Below are 15,667 nucleotides of genomic sequence, written 5' to 3'. Positions count from 1 at the left end.
CAGCGTGTGCGACGCGTCACTGACGGTAGGGGATATGGTTAATCCGTCGCAACCTTAAGCCGCGAGTTCGGTTCACGTTCGAGTGCGCCAACTGCCCTGCACAAGGCAGGCTTTGGACGATCAGCGAAGGAGGCGCCCATGCCGCCCAGGAGTCAGCCCACCGCACGCCAGGTGCGGCTGGGAGCCGAATTGCGCAAGCTGCGCGAGGCGGCCGGGATGACAGCTCGGGAGGCCGCGCAGTTGATGGGCGTCAACCCCATCCAGGTGAGCCAGATCGAATCCGGGCGCGCGGGGGTGAGCGACGTACGCCTGCGGCGACTCGCGGCGCATTACGCCTGCGCGGACATGGAGTTGATCGATGCGCTCTCGGCCATGGCTACGGAACGTACGCGCGGGTGGTGGGAGGAGTACCGAGGAGTACTACCGGCGCTCTTCCTGGACCTGTCCGAACTGGACCACCACGCCCAGTCCCTGCAGACGATCGGGACCACCCACGTCCCCGGCCTCCTCCAGACACCCGAGTACGCACGAGCCATCTACACCTTTTGGCAACCTGAGCTACCCGGCAATGAGGTCGAGCTGCGGGTGGAGCACCGCATGCGTCGCGCCGAGGTACTCACACGGGAAAACCCCGTGCCCTACACGGCTGTACTGCACGAGAGCGTGCTACGCACACACGTTGCCGATCGACGCGTCACACATGCCCAACTCGCGGCCATACTCGTGGCGTCGGAGCGCCCCCATGTCACAGTGCGCGTCATTCCCTTCGACGTGCTCGGATTCGCCGGGGCCGGTGCGACGATCCTGTACGCAACGGGCGCGGTACCGGCCCTGGACACCGCCCAGCGGGACACCCCGAACGGTTCCCTGTTCCTGGATGCCCCCGCACATCTTCTCGCCATGCGCAGGCTCTTCCGTAGGGTGGAATCCATGGCCTTGAAGCCAGAGGAATCAAGGGACTTGATCCACCGCATGTCCAAGGAGCTGTAAGCCATGCCCTACTGGCAGAAGTCCTCGTTCTCCGCCGGCGCCGACGGCAACGACTGCATCGAACTGGCCAAGGGGGAACATAGCCTGCTGCTCCGCGAAAGCGACGCCCCGGACCGCAGGCTCGCCCTCACCTCCGACGCCCTCGGCGCTCTCCTGCGCCGGATACGGAAGGCATGACTCATGCCCCAGTGGCAGAAGTCCTCCTTCTCCGGTCCCGCTGACGGAACTGAGTGCATCGAACTCGCCCGCGACGAGAACACCCTCCTCCTCCGCGAAAGCGACACCCCCCACCACATCCTCACCCTCACCCCCACCGCCCTCTCCGCCCTGATATCGCACGCTACGCACCCACACGTGACCCGCAAGTAACCAAAGCGCGATCCCCCCGGCCTTAACCACACCGCCCCGCAAGAGCATCATGTGCACGTTGTGATGTCTGGTGCGGTCGGGGTGGATGGGCAATGCGGAGTGCCGGTAGTAGACGGGGCAGGGAACGCGACGTGAGACGGGGCGTGGCCTCAATCGTGGCCGCCAGCCTCAGCTGTGCCCTGCTCCTCACGAGCTGCGGCGGCAGCGGCGACGACGACGCGAACGCCACCGACAAGCACCGCCCCGTCAGCATGGCCGGCAAGGGCGCCCCCCAGCAGCCCGTCCCACGCGGCGACGGCAGCAAGGTCGACGACGACTTCAACGGCGACGGCGCCCCCGACCTCGTCCTCGACGACCTCGTCCACCGCGACCACGGCGACGACGCGGGCATCGGCATCGTCTACGGCGGCAGGGACGGACTGCGCCCCGGAGCGCGGCAATTGCTCAGCGCGCACGCCAACGGGGCCCGCATCAAGGGGCAGCTCCCCGCCGCCTTCGAGTCCGAGGCCGCCTGCGACCTGGACAAGGACGGCTTCACGGATCTGCTCGTCTCCACTGATCCGCCTTACAACGGGCAGGGCAGGCCCCCCGTACCCCTCCAGATTCTTTTCGGTTCGCCGCAGGGCCTGACCGGCAAGGCCGTGCAGCTGAAGGTGCCCGCGCAGGCACGTTTCGGCAATGACTGGCCCGATCAGCCCGTGTGCGGGGACTTCGACGGGGACGGCGCGAACGACCTCGTGCTGCACGCGAGCTCCGCCCGGATCTCCTTCCTGCGCGGGCCCTTCACCAAGAAGGGCGCCCCGCGCGCGGCAGGCGCACCCGTCACCGCCCCCGGCAACAACCTCGTGACCGGCAGGGCCACGGACGTCAACGGCGACGGCTACGACGACGTGCTCGTACGCAAGGCGGCGGGCGCCACCGGAGCCGCCGCCAGCGCCCTCGTCCTCGGCGGGCCCAAGGGTCCCGACGAGACCGGCGTGCTCTTCCCGGCGGGCAAGGACGTCGCCTTCGGCCGCTTCGGCAAGGGGAAGGGGACGGACGCGGCGATCGCCGGGCCCAACGGCGTCGCCCTGCGCTACGACGTCCCCGGCACCCTGCGCGGCTCCCTGGAGGCCAAGGGCGTCGCCGTGGACGCGGGCGACCTCGACGGGGACGGTCTGAGCGAGCTCGTCCTCAGCGGCGGGGGCAGCGGGAGCGGCGGCGGCGCGGGCGAGGTGCGGGTCTTCAGGGGACGTACGTCGGGACTGGCCGCCAACGCCAGCGCGACCGTGATCCCCTCGGCCAAGGGCACCACCCAGGTCCTGAAGATCGCCGACTTCGACGGCGACAAGCGCGCCGATCTGGTGCTGCGCACCTATCGCGGAGACAGCGCCGACACCGTGGGCGTCTACCCGGGCCTGAAGGGCGACCTGGTCGCCCGCAAGCCACAACTCACCTTCTCCACAGCGGAGTTCCTCTCACTGAGCGACGGCTGATGACGAGGCGGACCCGTGTGACCGTCGCACTGTGCGGCGTGGCGGCCCTACTGCTCACCGGATGCGCCTCCGACGGCGGCGGCTCGGGCGGTGACGGCGACCGCACCCCGCCCCCACCCCTCAAAGGCACCCCCGCCCTCGGCAAGCCCGCCGACCGACCCGACCCGAACGACTTCAACGGGGACGGCTACGACGACTACGCGCGCGTGCTCGACGCGGAGGGCGGGGGGAAGGACGAGAGGGACCGAGCCACCCTCGTCGTCCTCTACGGCTCACCCAAGGGCCTCCTCACCGGCTCGCCCGCCCGCCTGAGGGCCCGCAGCGGCGACGAGTTCTTCACCGAGCCCCACCGCGCCGACCTGGACGGCGACGGGTACACCGACCTGGTCGTGGCGCGCGGCGAGTCCGCGGACTGGGAGACCTTCGCGCTGTTCGGAGGGCCGCGCGGCCTCGGCGCCCCGCGCCCGCTCGCGCTGGAGCCCGGCACCCGCGTCCAGGCCGCCGGGGACTTCAACGGCGACGGCAGGGCCGACCTCCTCGACGGCGGCCGGGGCGGCAGCGGCGACATCAACGCGGAGAGCCCGGGGCAGGACCCGGCCGCCGTACTGCTCGGCCCGTTCGACCGCGCGGCGGGCGAGCCCGCGGGCAGCATCCCCCTCGACCTCGGGCAGCACGGCTACACCAGCCCCTACGAGGCCGTCGTGGGGGACGTCGACGGCGACCGGCGTACGGACGCGATCCTCTTCTACGACTTCGACGCCGAGCAGGACGACTCGGCGCCCGAAGGGCTCACGTCCATCGCCTACTTCCGGGGCGATGCCACCAAGGGACTGGTGCCGGGACCCGACGTACGGCCCGATCTGTACGAGTCGTTGGCCAACTTCGACACCATCCGCGGCGCCACGATCGCCGACATGGACGGCGACGGCGTCGGGGACCTCGTCGGCGCCTCCCAGGTCTCCTCGGGCCGCTCGGCGAGCGGCAGGAACCCCGGCAGGGTCACGGTCATCCACGGCTCGCGGACCGGACTCGGCGCGGGCCGCGCGGCCACCGTCCTCCAGTTCCCGGAGCGGCGGGGCGCGTTGTGGGGCGAGGCCCCGCACGTCGGTGACGTCAACGGCGACAAGAAGGCCGACCTGGTCGTCAGCGACCTCGAACCGAGGGCGAGGACCGGCGGCGAGGTCACCCTGCTGCCCGGGGACGGCAAGGGCCCCGTACGGGACCGGGCGCAGTACCTCAGCCCGCTGACCGGCGGGCTGCCCAGCAGGAAGGGGCACCCCGACGTGTGGTCCGGGTTCGTCGCCGACGCCCTGCTCGACGTCGACGGGGACGGCCGCGACGACGTCGTCGTCCACGCGGACGAGTGGGAGAGCGGCAGGCGCGGGAGCGGCAAGGCCAAGCACTACGGCGGCGAGGGGCAGGCGAGGACGCACGCCGCGTTCCTCGTCCTCGGCGGTACGGACAAGGGGCTCGATCCGGAGCGGGTGCGGTACTTCACCCCGGGGGACGTACGCGGCGAAACCACACTGAAGTAGGCGCGACAGCGGTGGAGTTCCGCCGTTCCGTTGTTTACCCGTACGTCACTTCACCGACCGCGTCGCACAACCCTTCGTACGCCCCACGAGTCACACACCCGGAAGCAAAGTCATACCCAAGGGCTCACTGAGAGCGCCTTGGAAGGGTTCACGCAGAGCCCTCAGATGCCCTGCCCCCCACTTTCGGGAGCTCCACGTGCGCGTAAGAAACCTGGCCGTCACCGCCACCGTCGCGGCACTCGCCGCCACCGGCCTGACGCTGCCCCTGGCCGGTTCCGCGAGCGCCGCCTCCACCCTGAAGGACGACTTCAACGGCGACGGCTACCGCGACCTCGCGGTCGGCACGCCCGGGGCCAACTCCGTGACCGTGACGTACGGTTCGGCGTCCGGCGTCTCCGAGTCCCGCGCGGTGACCCTCACCCAGGACACGCCGGGCGTGCCCGGCGTCACCGAGCCCGAGGACGAGTTCGGCGAGAACGTCACCACCGGAGACGTGAACTCCGACGGCTACGCCGACCTGATCATCGGCGCGCCCGGCGAGCAGGTCACGGGCAAGCCCTCCGGCTCCGTCACCGTCATCAAGGGCGGCAAGAACGGCTTCACCGGCGGGAGTTACGTCGTGAACGCCCCGAGCGACAACACGGCGGGCCGCTTCGGCGAGGCCACCGCCTGGACCGACCTCGACTACGACGGTTCGCCCCAGCTCGCCGTGATCAGCGGCGACAACTGGTGGTTCTACAGCGGCAGCGGCGAGAACGACAGCCACCCCGTCGGCCTCGAAGTCGACTTCCTGCCCGAGGGCGTACGCCTCGACGGCATGGTCACCGGCAACTTCAAGTACAAGAGCGGCGTCGGCTTCGTCCTCTTCGGCGAGCGCGCGGACGGCGGCGCCTACACCGCGCACATGGACGGCGGCGTCGGCGACTACGGCTACGAGGCCGAGCTGCTCGCCGAGGGCGACGACCCGACGGCGACGCGCGACGCGGCCACCGCCGGCGACGTCAACGGCGACGGGTACGCCGACCTGATCACCGGTAACTCCCGCGCGGGGAAGGGCGGTTCGGTCACCGTCCGGCTCGGCGGTGACGACAAGTTCGGCGCCCCGGTGACGTACGACCAGAGCAGCGCGGGCGTGCCCGGCGCCGACGAGAGCGGCGACGCCTTCGGCTCGGCGGTCTCGGCGGGGGACGTGACCGGCGACGGTCTCGCCGACCTCGCGGTCGGCGCGCCCGGCGAGGCCGTCGGCACGGTCGCGGGCACCGGCAGCGTCACCTTCCTCAAGTCCACGGCGGGCAAGTTCACCTCGGGCCAGGCGTGGCACCAGGAGAGCGCGGGCGTGCCCGGCGTCGCCGAGGAAGGCGACCGCTTCGGCGCGTCCGTGCGCCTGAAGGACATCAACAAGAACGGCAGGGCCGACCTGTCCACCGGCGCCACCGGCGAGGCCATCGGCACGACGAAGGGCGTCGGCGCCGTGTGGGTGCTCCGGGGCACCTCGACCGGCCTGACCTCGTCGAACGCCGCGTCCTTCAACGGCACGGACTTCGGCATCGGCCACGCGGGCGCGGGCTTCGGCCACACCGTCCGCTGACCCCCCTCACCCTCATGCGAGTTGGAGACCCTTCCATGACTGCACACCTGCGCAACCCCACGCGTGAAGCCGCGCGCAAGCCCGCGCGCAACAAGCTCATCGCGGCGGGCGCCCTCTGCGCCGCGACCGCGCTCGGCCTCACCGGCCTCGCGGCGGGCGGCGCGTCCGCCGCCGCGCCCGCGAAGATCCGCGCCGACTACAACGGCGACGGCTACGCCGACCTCGCCGTCGGCGTGCCGAACGGAACCGTGGACGGCAAGGCGAAGGCCGGATACGTCAACGTCGTCTGGGGCGGCAAGTCGGGCCTCGGCCAGCACGGCTCGACCACCGTCAGCCAGGGCACCACCGGCGTGCCCGGCACCGTCGAGGCGGGCGACCGCTTCGGCAAGGCCGTCGCGTCCGACGACATGAACGGCGACGGCTTCGCCGACCTGGTCGTCGGCACGCCCGACGAGGCCAACGACGCCGGGCTCGGCGCGGGCACCGTCGCCGTCGTCTGGGGGTCGGCGAGCGGCTTCAAGGGCGGGTTCACCGCCGCCAACGGCGGCGTCAGCGACGCCTCGTACGGCGCGCTCCTCGCCACCGGCGACTTCGACAAGGACGGCGACAAGGACATCGCCCTCAACACCCACTTCGACGAGACCAGCCAAGTCGCTGTGCGCAAGGGCCCGTTCACCGCAGGATCGTCCGCCACGCTCGAACGCGTCGAGGGCTGGCACTTCGCGGGGCCCGCCGCGCTCACCGCGGGCGACTTCGACGGGGACGGCGGCGACGACCTCGCCTTCTCGTACAAGGGCATGGAAGTCAGCGGTACGCAGGTGATGAGCCGTGCGTCCGGCGCGTGGAAGTCGACCTGGTCGACCGGCGACAGCACCAACAGCGCGCTCGCCGCGGGTGACTTCGACGGCGACGGCACCACCGACCTCGCCGTCGGCAACGTCCAGGCCAACCCCGAGTCGGAGGAGACCGGCTGCGAGGACCGCCTCGGTGGCGCGATCCTCACCGTCTACGGCAAGCAGGGCGGCACGCTCGGCGGCGGCACCTCCTGCACCACGCAGAACTCCGACCAGGTCGGCGGCGCCTCGGAGGCCGAGGACAACTTCGGCGCGCGGCTCGCCGTCGGCAAGCTCGACCAGGGCGGCGCCGACAAGCTGCTCGTCGGCGCGGACCAGGAGGCCGTCGGCACCGCGAAGAACGCGGGCACCTACTGGACCCTCACGTCCACCGGCACGGCCAAGCCCTTCACGGGCCCGGCCTTCAGCCAGAACTCCGCGGACGTGGCGGGCACGGCGGAGGCGGACGACCGCCTCGGCGCGGCCGTCTCGACCGGCGACTACAACGGCGACGGCCGCGCGGACGTCGCGGTCGGCGCGCCCGGCGAGGACGCGAAGAAGGGTGGCGTCTGGTACGGCCCGAGCGCCGCGGCCGGTGGCCCCAACTCGCCGGTCACCGCGGTGACTCCGGGGAAGCTGGGCCTCGCGGGAGCGCATGAGTACGGGTCGCCCCTCGGGCACTGAGGCAAGGTCCCTCGGCGCCGGGGCAATCACCGGCTCCGCCGAGTTCGTCCTCAAGCGCCGGACGGGCTGAATTCAGCCCGTCCGGCGCTGCTCAACCCCCTGCCCACGCAAGGAGATCCACATGCCCAAGCACAAGCCCACCCGCTCCAGACGCACCCGCCTCGCCACGGCGACGGCCACCGCCGCCGCGCTGACCGGCGGACTCCTCGGCCTCACGGCCACCACCGCGAGCGCCGCCGAACCACCGGCCGCCACCCGGGCCGACGACGCCGACTTCAACGGCGACGGGGCGGCCGACCTCGCCACCTCGGCCCCGTTGGCCGACGTGGGCGGCCGGGACAAGGCGGGCCAGGTCACCGTCACGTACGGCGGGACCGCGCGGCGCCACGTCACGTACAGCCAGAACAGCCCCGGCGTGCCGGTCACCGCCGAGAAGAGCGACCGGTTCGGCGGCGACACCGCGTACGGCGACTTCGACCGCGACGGCTACGACGACCTCGTGGTCGCCGCCACGGGCGAGGACGTCGGCAGCGACGTCGACGGCGGCACCGTGCAGGTCCTGTGGGGCTCCAAGAACGGCCTGACCAGCGGTACCACCCTCAAGGACCCGCGCCCCACCCGGCACGACCTCTTCGGCGGCCCCCTCCAGGCGGGTGACTTCGACGGCGACGGCAAGGACGACCTGGCCGTCGCGTCGGGCTCGGGCGCGGCCACCATCGACATGTTCAAGGGCGGCATCACCCGCTCCGGCGCCACCGGCGGCCACTACACCGTCCTGCCGCCCATCACGAGCGACCCCGGCGAGGGCCCCTTCAACCTGCACTCCGGCGACGTCAACGGTGACGGCAAGGACGACCTGATCGTCAACGGCTTCTCCACGGGCGACGGTTACAACGCCAACCTCTGGCTGCCCGGCAGCGCGAACGGCGTCACCACCCGCGGCGTGCAGCGGCTGCCCGGCGGCCACATCACCGACGTCGGCGACACCGACAAGGACGGCCACGACGACATCGTCATCGGCCTCACCTGGGACGACGGCATCGACGGCGCGCACAAGGGCGGCACGGTCTACGTCGTCAAGGGCAACGCCAACGGCCCCTACGGCGACACCCAGGTGATCACGCAGGACACCCGGGGCGTGCCCGGCGGCAGCGAGAAGGGCGACGCGTTCGGCGCGGAGCTCGACCTCGGCGACATCGACGGCGACGGCCACCTCGACCTGGTCGTCGGCACGCCCGGCGAGGACCTGGACGGCGTCACCGACGCGGGCGCGGTCACCGTCCTCTACGGCGCGGCGGACGGCTCGGGCCTGAGCACGGCGCAGTCCGTGCTGCTCAGCCAGAACAGCCCCGGCGTCCCCAACTCCAACGAGAAGAACGACGTCTTCGGCTCGGACGTCCACATCGACGACCTGAACGACGACGGCCGAGGCGACATCGCCATCGGCGCGTCCGGCGAGAACGCGGACAACGGCGCGCTCTACGTCCTGGACTCCCTCGCCAACGGCACGCTCTCCGGCTCGTCCGGGATCTACACGTCGACGGTCGGCATCTCCGGCGCGGGCACGCCGCGCTTCGGCGCGAACTTCGCCGACTGACGCACTCCGCCGTCCCCCGGTCCACCCCACAGCCAGGCGCGGCCACGCACCCCCATACGGCCCCGCCATCCCGGCGCGGGCCCGCACCCCCGATGCGGGCCCGCGCACCCCAAGAGTCGAAGAGTTGGAGTCCCTCCGTGCGCACACGCGTCCTCGCCGCCGCCGCGGCCACCGCACTGGCAGCCACCGGCCTCGCCGTCCCCCTCGCGACCTCGGCAGCCGCCTCCGAACCCACCGAACCCCCGCCCCTCACCAGCGACTTCAACGGCGACGGCTATGCCGACCTCGCCGTCGGCGTGCCCAGCGGCACCGTCGACGGGAAGGCCAGGGCCGGATACGTGAGCGTCGTCTTCGGCGGCGAGTACGGGCTCGGCCCGCACGGCGTGCGGCGCGTCACGCAGGCCACCGTCGAGGTGCCGGGCACCCCGGAGGCCGGTGACCGGTTCGGGGGCGCGGTCACCACCGCGTACGTCAACGCAGACCGGTACGCCGACCTCGTCATCGGCGCTCCCGGCGAGGACATCGGCACCAAGAAGGACGCCGGCTCCGTCACCGTGCTCTACGGCACCGGCGACGGCTTCGCCACGGCCAACACCGCGGCCAGGGGTGACGCGACGGGCGCCGCGTACGGAAACGCCCTGGTCGCCGCCGACTTCACCGGGGACAAGAAGACCGACCTGGCCATCGGCGCCAAGGACAAGGTCGTCTACAACAGCAAGCCCGGCGCCGCGACGACCGGCCTCCTGATGGACGACCGCATGGGCGGCCGCGCCCCCGTCATGACCACCGGCGACTTCGACGAAGACGGCCTCACCGAGCTCGCCGTCGCCTTCTACACCGAGTCCGAGCCCTACATCCGCTCCCACGTCCAGCTCTTCCGCTACGACCGCGGCGGCGACTTCGAGGGCGACTTCGGGCTCACCTGGAGCAGCGACAACAGCGCCGCCAACTCCCTCGCCGCGGGCGACTTCAACGGCGACGGCCACGACGACCTCGCCCTCGGCAACTGCCGCGAGATCGCCGACGAGAACATCGACGACCCGTGCGGCCCCGAGGAACTCACCAAGGGCGGCGGCATCCACATCCACTACGGAGACGGCGACGGCCTCGTGTGGAAGGGCCAGACCCTCAACCAGGACACCCCCGGCGTGCCGGGCGCCGCCGAGCCCGGTGACGACTTCGGCAACGCGCTCACCGCTGCCGACTTCGACGGCGACGGCCACGACGATCTGGTCGCGGGCGCCCCCGGCGAGGCGGTGGGCAGCACGAAGGGCGCGGGCAGCGTCACCGTGCTGCGGGGCGGCCCCCAGGGCATCCTGGACGCGGCGGGCGCCGCGCGCGCCACCACGTACCACCAGAACTCCCCCGGCATCCTGGGCGTAGCTCAGAAGGATGACGCCTTCGGCACCGCCCTCACCGTCGGCGACCACGACGGCGACGGGCGCCCCGACCTCTCGGTGGGCGCGCCCGGCGAGGACGCCTCGACGGGCGGCGTCTGGGACCTGCCGAGCGGCGCCGCGGGCGGCTCCGTGATCAATCCCAACACCCTTGGCCTGCCCGCCTCTTCGGACCCGACGGCGTACGGCGCGGTGCTCGGGCGCTGAGCCGCACGGCGTCCCGGCCGGCCTGGGGCAAACCCTTCAGGGTTCCCTTAGGGGTTGTCACAGGTCGGCCGCAAACCCTCTCTCCTCCCGAGGAGGGACGACCCGACCCCCGAAGACCAGGTACGTTCGATTCGTGGCTGGATTCAGGATCGGACGCGGCCGGGACGACAACTCCCCGCAGCGACCACAACAACCGCGGCAGCAGCCGTACGGACAGCAGACCCCCCAGGGGCAGCAGCAGCCGTACGGCCATCCACCCGTGCCCCCGCGCGGCGGCCCCCGGCAGGGAGCTCCGTACCAAGGGCAGGGACAGCCGAACCCGCAGCAGTACGGCGGCGGGGGCGGCGGTCAGTACGGGGGCGGCGGCCAGTACGGCGGTGGTGGTCAGTACGGCGGCGGCCGGCACGGCGGCGGCCAGCAGTGGCCCCAGGCCGCGGGCGGCCACGGCGAGCCCGAGTACTTCGGCGGCCCGGACGATCACGGTCAGGGCCACGGCCCGCAGGGCGGCTACGACCCCTACGCGGCCAACAGCCCCGGCAGCACGCAGGCCTTCTCCATCGGCGAGGACCCCTACAGCCAGGGCGACACCTACCGCGCGGGCCAGGCGGCGGCCCCGCCCGTGGGCCCTCGGCTGCACTGGAAGGACCTGCTGCGCGGCATCGTGATGAACCCGGGTCCGACGTTCCTCCAGATGCGCGACTACGCGATGTGGGCCCCGGCCGTCATCGTCACGTTCCTCTACGGCATGCTCGCGATCTTCGGCTTCGACGCGGCCCGCAAGGACGCGATCAACGCCACCATCTCGACGGCCGTCCCGTACGTCCTCACCACCGGCGTCGCGATCACGATCAGCACGTTCATCCTGGGCGTGGTCACCCACTCGCTCGCCCGCCAGCTCGGCGGCGACGGCGCCTGGCAGCCGACGGTCGGCCTCTCCATGCTGATCATGTCGCTCACGGACGCGCCCCGCGTGATCGTCGCGATGTTCTTCGGCGGCGGCGAGACCTTCGTCCAGCTGCTCGGCTGGGCGACCTGGATCGCCGCGGGCTCGCTGCTCACCATGATGGTGAGCAAGTCGCACGACCTGCCGTGGCCGAGGGCGCTGGGAGCGGCGTCGATCCAGCTGCTCGCGATTCTGGCGATCATCAAGCTGGGTACGTTCTAGAGGCACGCGTACGAGGAGGGCCCCGGACGACTCGTCCGGGGCCCTCTCCGTATCTCCGTATCTCTGCGTCTCTGCGTCTCTGCTCTCCGCGTACGCGGGGGTCAGGCGTCCAGGACCTGCCCGTCCCGCTTCACGACGGGCGGCTCGACGCTCCACGGGAAGTTGATCCACTCGTCGGTGCGCTTCCACACGTACTCGCACTTCACCAGCGAGTGCGACTTCTCATAGATCACGGCGGACCGGACCTCGGCCACGTGGTCGAGGCAGAAGTCGTGGACGAGCTTCAGCGTCTTCCCGGTGTCGGCGACGTCATCGGCGATCAGCACCTTCTTGTCGGTGAAGTCGATGACGTTGGGCACGGGCGCGAGCATGACGGGCATCTCAAGGGTCGTCCCCACCCCCGTGTAGAACTCCACGTTCACCAGGTGGATGTTCTTGCAGTCGAGCGCGTACGCGAGCCCGCCCGCGACGAAGACGCCACCGCGAGCGATGGAGATGATCACGTCGGGCTGGTACCCGTCATCGGCCACGGCCTGCGCGAGCTCCCGCACAGCGCCGCCGAACTTCTCGTACGTAAGGTTCTCGCGCACGTCACTCATGCTGGATGTCACACCTGTGTCCGATGGAAATTGAGGAAGGAACGGGAGGCGGTGGGGCCTCGCTGTCCCTGATAACGCGACCCGTACCGCTCCGACCCGTAGGGGGCCTCTGCGGGCGAGGTGAGCCGGAACATGCAGAGCTGCCCGATCTTCATCCCCGGCCAGAGCTTGATCGGCAGGGTCGCGAGGTTCGAGAGCTCCAGGGTCACGTGCCCGCTGAACCCCGGGTCGATGAACCCGGCGGTGGAGTGCGTGACGAGCCCGAGCCGCCCGAGGCTGGACTTGCCCTCCAGCCGACTGGCGAGGTCGTCCGGCAGGCTGATGACCTCGTACGTCGAGGCGAGCACGAACTCACCCGGGTGCAGGATGAACGGCTCGTCGCCCTCGGGCTCCACGAGCCGCGTCAGGTCGGCCTGCTCCACGGAGGGGTCGATGTGGGGGTAGCGGTGGTTCTCGAACACCCGGAAGTAGCGGTCCAGCCGCACGTCGATGCTCGAGGGCTGCACCATGGATTCGTCGTACGGATCGATCCGTACTCGTCCGGAGTCGATCTCGGCCCGGATGTCCTTGTCTGAGAGAAGCACGCACCGAGGATACGCAGAGCGCGCGGGCCCTCCCCAATCGGACGGGACCCGCGCGCCTCGGCGTCTGCGCGTCTGCGCTGTGCTGGTCGTCTGTCGTGCGTGGGCCGCGCCGGCTACCGCTTCTGCATGGTCACCGGCACGGAATGCCGGAGCCTGGCACACCGCGGACAGCGGATCAGCCGCCCGGGACCGAGCCGGTCCGCCTGCTGCATCGGGAACGACGCGGTGCTGAACACGTGCCCTTCGGCACATCGGACGACGGTGCGCTCCATCAAGTCCTCGAGTCCCTTCCCCAAAGCCGGAATTGAGCCCCGTACTGGCTCCTGCAAACTCGCCCTGCCCGTCTCCGAGCCGACGAACGAAAGGCCACATTACGGTATGAAAGGGACGCCGATCCAAGCGGCACGACCACAATCCACGGTACGCCCCAACTCCCTCCCCCCGCACGGCGCATCCACCTCCCGAACTCGGCCCGAACGCGGCCCGGACACGGCCCGGACAGCACTCGGACCCCACGGCGAGAGCGCCTGGGGCCCGGTATGAGGTACAGTGTGCGACGTTACGGCGCCGCTTCTGGCGGAGTCTTTCGCGGGTGTAGTTTAGTGGTAGAACATCAGCTTCCCAAGCTGAGAGTGCGAGTTCGATTCTCGTCACCCGCTCCATAGTTCGCGGCAGTTGAGGCCCAGGTCGGGTGACCTGGGCCTTTGTTTTGTGCCCTTCCTTGCGCTCAGGTGGCGGGGAGCTGGTAGGCCAGGACGTAGGCGTCGGCGGCCATGACGGTGTCGCACACTTCGACCGCCCGTCCGTCGGTGTCGTAGGCGGTGCGGATGAGATGGATGACCGGCACGCCGGAGGCCAGGCGCAGCGTCCGCACCTCGGCGGGCGAGGGCATCCGTGCCCGGATCTCCTCGTCGAAGCGGTCGAGGCGGTGTCCGAGCTCTTCGAGGCGGGCGTAGATGCCGCCGGGCCCGGGGTCGGGTTCGGCGATCCGGGTAGCCCGGGCGATGTCGATGGGCAGGTAGGAGGTGGCGAACTCGACGGGCCGCCCGTCGAGCAGGTACCGGCGCCTGCGGGCCAGCACCCGCCGTACGGAGGATCCCAGGCGGACGGCGACGTCCCGCCCGGCCTTCTCCTCCTTGACCTCCAGGCTGTCCACCTCGGGGTGGCTGCCTGCGGCGTCGGCTTCGACGAGGAAGGCGGACTTGCCCTGTTCGCGGTGGCGTCGGGCGAAGCGGTCGGAGGCGAGGCGCCGTACAGGTTGCCGGGGCCGGACGAAGACGCCCCTGCCGTGCTCGGCGTGGACGAGTCCTTCGCCTTGGAGTACGGAGAAGGAGTTGCGCACGGTCATCCGGGATACCCCGTAGTGCTCGACGAGTTCGGCCTCGGAGGGCAGCTTCTCGCCCTCGCTGAACCGTCCGCGGTCGATGGCCTCGCGCAGCTGGTCGGCGATCTGCCGGAAGACCGCACGGTCGCTCGTGGGGTCCACGGTGCCGAGCCGCCCCGGGAGTGAGCTCACGGGTACTCCTTTAGATATCTAGACAAGTGCATGAGTGGCGTTGCTACGGTGTGGAGCCTAGCCATCCAAGGGCACTTCGAGAGAGCTTCGCGGGTGCTTCGGGGCAGTCAAGGAGGACCGTGAGCACTGACCGTCCGCACTCCGTGAGCGTCGCCGGAGTCATCGTCGACGACCAGGGCCGGGCCCTGTTGATCAAGCGCCGTGACAACGGCAAGTGGGAGCCCCCGGGCGGCATCTTGGAGCGCGAGGAAACCATCCCCGAGGCCCTGCAACGCGAGGTCCTCGAAGAAACCGGCCTCAAGATCACCCTGCCCGCGGCCCTGACCGGCATCTACAAGAACATGACGGGCCTGATCGTCTCCATGGTCTTCCGCTGCGAGGCCGCCGACGGCACGCCCACGACCGGCGACGAGACCCGCGCCCTGCGCTGGGCCACCCGCGACGAGGTCACGGAACTCGCCGACGAGGCCTACGCGATCCGCGTCCTGGATGCACTCGACGCGATGTCCCCGCCAGCGATCCGCGCCCACGACGGCGTGAAACTCATCTAGCTCGCAGAGCTCGAACCCGCTGCACATGGCGGCCTACCAGCACGAAGGAACTTGTATGCACGAGTATATGAGCACCGCCGCCCGGGTTTGGGGCCTCACGTGCCCGGGTTTCCCGGAAGAGGTCAGCAGAGCCCGCCGCTGGACCCGCGACATCCTCGCGGGCTCGCCGCTGGCGGAGGACGCGGAACTGATCGTGAGCGAACTGAGCGCGAACGCGATCCTGCACACGGCGAGTGGCCGGTCAGCGGGGAGCTTCCACCTAGCACTGGCGGTCTCGTCACAGGTCATCACACTGTCGATCACGGACGACGGGGACGTAGAGACGGCCCCGAAGGCCAGGCGCCCGGACGAGGAAGCCACGCACGGGCGAGGCCTGGGCATGGTCAGCACGCTGGCCCACCGGGTGGTGGTCCGGAACAGCGACGACGGCCACACGGTGACGGCGGAACTCTTCGTGGAGGCGCACCCCGGGGAGTCCACATACTGAGCGACGAAGTCTCCTGCGGATTCTGGTGCGAATGCTGGGTGGAAGACCTTGCCTCCGGGGCCGCCCAGCACTCACGGCATGCTTCGGCGC

15 protein-coding genes and 1 tRNA gene are annotated in these 15,667 nt (G+C 70.9%); 13 read left to right on the top strand and 3 right to left on the bottom strand.

Features of this window, described 5'->3' with window-relative positions:
- Positions 1-138: 138 nt before the first annotated feature.
- The 10 genes from KY5_RS21485 (at position 139) to KY5_RS21440 (ending at position 11,840) form a co-directional block, all read left to right on the top strand.
- Positions 139-990 (top strand): helix-turn-helix domain-containing protein, encoded by an 852-nt coding sequence (locus KY5_RS21485; protein ID WP_098243782.1) that lies wholly within the window; start codon positions 139-141, stop codon positions 988-990.
- Between the two features lie 3 nt (positions 991-993).
- Positions 994-1,167: a DUF397 domain-containing protein gene (locus KY5_RS21480; RefSeq protein ID WP_098243781.1), complete on the top strand. Its 174-nt coding sequence runs from the start codon at positions 994-996 to the stop codon at positions 1,165-1,167.
- A 3-nt stretch (positions 1,168-1,170) separates the two neighbouring features.
- A complete protein-coding gene (locus tag KY5_RS21475) occupies positions 1,171-1,359 on the top strand; it encodes a DUF397 domain-containing protein (RefSeq protein ID WP_098243780.1) in 189 nt (62 codons plus the stop codon).
- 152 nt (positions 1,360-1,511) lie between these two features.
- Complete coding sequence (locus KY5_RS21470) at positions 1,512-2,834, top strand: FG-GAP repeat domain-containing protein (protein WP_418952874.1); 1,323 nt, start codon at positions 1,512-1,514, stop codon at positions 2,832-2,834.
- Between the two features lie 17 nt (positions 2,835-2,851).
- A complete protein-coding gene (locus KY5_RS21465) occupies positions 2,852-4,369 on the top strand; it encodes an FG-GAP repeat domain-containing protein (RefSeq protein WP_159072575.1) in 1,518 nt (505 codons plus the stop codon).
- Between the two features lie 196 nt (positions 4,370-4,565).
- Complete coding sequence (locus KY5_RS21460) at positions 4,566-5,957, top strand: FG-GAP-like repeat-containing protein (protein ID WP_098243777.1); 1,392 nt, start codon at positions 4,566-4,568, stop codon at positions 5,955-5,957.
- Between the two features lie 35 nt (positions 5,958-5,992).
- Entirely contained in the window at positions 5,993-7,474 is a 1,482-nt protein-coding gene (locus KY5_RS21455; RefSeq protein ID WP_098243776.1) for an FG-GAP and VCBS repeat-containing protein, read from the top strand.
- 121 nt (positions 7,475-7,595) lie between these two features.
- Positions 7,596-9,071 (top strand): FG-GAP repeat protein, encoded by a 1,476-nt coding sequence (locus tag KY5_RS42950; protein WP_098243775.1) that lies wholly within the window; start codon positions 7,596-7,598, stop codon positions 9,069-9,071.
- Positions 9,072-9,208: 137 nt separating this feature from the next.
- Positions 9,209-10,675 (top strand): FG-GAP-like repeat-containing protein, encoded by a 1,467-nt coding sequence (locus KY5_RS21445; protein ID WP_234362801.1) that lies wholly within the window; start codon positions 9,209-9,211, stop codon positions 10,673-10,675.
- A gap of 133 nt (positions 10,676-10,808) precedes the next feature.
- Complete coding sequence (locus tag KY5_RS21440) at positions 10,809-11,840, top strand: Yip1 family protein (RefSeq protein ID WP_098243773.1); 1,032 nt, start codon at positions 10,809-10,811, stop codon at positions 11,838-11,840.
- A 101-nt stretch (positions 11,841-11,941) separates the two neighbouring features.
- On the opposite strand, the gene KY5_RS21435 is transcribed toward KY5_RS21440, so the two are convergent.
- Together KY5_RS21435 and dcd are read right to left on the bottom strand one after the other, a co-directional pair.
- A complete protein-coding gene (locus KY5_RS21435; protein ID WP_098243772.1) occupies positions 11,942-12,439 on the bottom strand; it encodes a phosphoribosyltransferase in 498 nt (165 codons plus the stop codon).
- 8 nt (positions 12,440-12,447) lie between these two features.
- On the bottom strand, positions 12,448-13,023 hold the full coding sequence (gene dcd, locus KY5_RS21430) for a dCTP deaminase (RefSeq protein WP_055565996.1): 576 nt from the start codon (positions 13,021-13,023) through the stop codon (positions 12,448-12,450).
- Positions 13,024-13,611: 588 nt separating this feature from the next.
- On the opposite strand from dcd, the gene KY5_RS21420 reads away from it, so the two are divergent.
- Positions 13,612-13,685 (top strand) — tRNA-Gly (locus KY5_RS21420).
- Between the two features lie 65 nt (positions 13,686-13,750).
- Here KY5_RS21420 and KY5_RS21415 read toward each other — a convergent pair.
- Positions 13,751-14,539, bottom strand: coding sequence for a GntR family transcriptional regulator (locus tag KY5_RS21415; RefSeq protein ID WP_098243770.1), 789 nt, complete (start codon positions 14,537-14,539; stop codon positions 13,751-13,753).
- Positions 14,540-14,682: 143 nt separating this feature from the next.
- Between KY5_RS21415 and KY5_RS21410 the strand changes: the two genes are divergently transcribed.
- Positions 14,683-15,090 carry an NUDIX hydrolase gene (locus tag KY5_RS21410; RefSeq protein ID WP_098243769.1) on the top strand — a complete coding sequence of 136 codons (408 nt, stop codon included), beginning with the start codon at positions 14,683-14,685 and terminating at the stop codon, positions 15,088-15,090.
- Between the two features lie 55 nt (positions 15,091-15,145).
- Complete coding sequence (locus KY5_RS21405; RefSeq protein ID WP_098243768.1) at positions 15,146-15,577, top strand: ATP-binding protein; 432 nt, start codon at positions 15,146-15,148, stop codon at positions 15,575-15,577.
- Positions 15,578-15,667: the final 90 nt, after the last annotated feature.

Origin of the sequence: Streptomyces formicae (assembly GCF_002556545.1) — a bacterium.
Classification (GTDB): Bacteria; Actinomycetota; Actinomycetes; order Streptomycetales; family Streptomycetaceae; genus Streptomyces; species Streptomyces formicae_A.
This window is presented reverse-complemented; position numbering and strand designations above follow the sequence as displayed.

Excerpts from the sequence above, each read along its gene's own strand:
- KY5_RS21485 (WP_098243782.1), top strand. The coding sequence starts at position 139 with ATGCCGCCCAGGAGTCAGCCCACCGCACGCCAGGTGCGGCTGGGAGCC.
- KY5_RS21480 (WP_098243781.1), top strand. The coding sequence starts at position 994 with ATGCCCTACTGGCAGAAGTCCTCGTTCTCCGCCGGCGCCGACGGCAAC.
- KY5_RS21475 (WP_098243780.1), top strand. The coding sequence starts at position 1,171 with ATGCCCCAGTGGCAGAAGTCCTCCTTCTCCGGTCCCGCTGACGGAACT.
- KY5_RS21455 (WP_098243776.1), top strand. The coding sequence starts at position 5,993 with ATGACTGCACACCTGCGCAACCCCACGCGTGAAGCCGCGCGCAAGCCC.
- KY5_RS42950 (WP_098243775.1), top strand. The coding sequence starts at position 7,596 with ATGCCCAAGCACAAGCCCACCCGCTCCAGACGCACCCGCCTCGCCACG.
- KY5_RS21435 (WP_098243772.1), bottom strand. The coding sequence starts at position 12,439 with ATGAGTGACGTGCGCGAGAACCTTACGTACGAGAAGTTCGGCGGCGCT.
- KY5_RS21405 (WP_098243768.1), top strand. The coding sequence starts at position 15,146 with ATGCACGAGTATATGAGCACCGCCGCCCGGGTTTGGGGCCTCACGTGC.